At 70.1% G+C, this 451-nt stretch carries 1 protein-coding gene; it reads left to right on the forward strand.

Annotated features, from left to right (window positions below; all coding sequences use genetic code 11):
* Positions 1-21: 21 nt before the first annotated feature.
* On the forward strand, positions 22-451 hold a 430-nt coding region (locus BKE38_RS29855), incomplete at its 3' end, for an SDR family NAD(P)-dependent oxidoreductase (protein WP_367596575.1).

Raw genomic sequence — 451 nt, forward strand, 5'->3', positions numbered from 1 at the left:
GGGTCCGGGCTGGGCTTGGCCATGGCCGAGCGCTTCGTCGCCGAGGGCGCCCGCGTCGCGCTGGTCGATTGGAACCGCGAGGCCGCCGAGGCTGCCGCTGCCCGGCTGGGTGCCGCCGCCATCGCGCTGCAGGCCGATGTCACGAGTGCTGCCGACGTCGCGCACACCGTGCGCGACACCGTCCAGAAATTCGGGCGGATCGATGTGCTGGTCAACAATGCCGGCTCCAGCCATGCCAAGGGCGGCTTCGAGCAGGTGACCGAGGCCGAGTTCGACCGCGTCTTCGCCGTCAACCTGAAGTCGATCTTCCACTACTGCAACGCCGTGGTGCCGGTGTTCCGCGGCCAGGGGCCGGGCGGTGTCATCCTCAATGTCGGCTCCACGGCCGGCAACCGGCCGCGCCCGGGGCTGGCATGGTACAATGCCAGCAAGGGCGCCGTGCACAACCTGA

The sequence above is a fragment of the Teichococcus deserti genome, assembly GCF_001982615.1.
Classification (GTDB): domain Bacteria; phylum Pseudomonadota; class Alphaproteobacteria; order Acetobacterales; family Acetobacteraceae; genus Pseudoroseomonas; species Pseudoroseomonas deserti.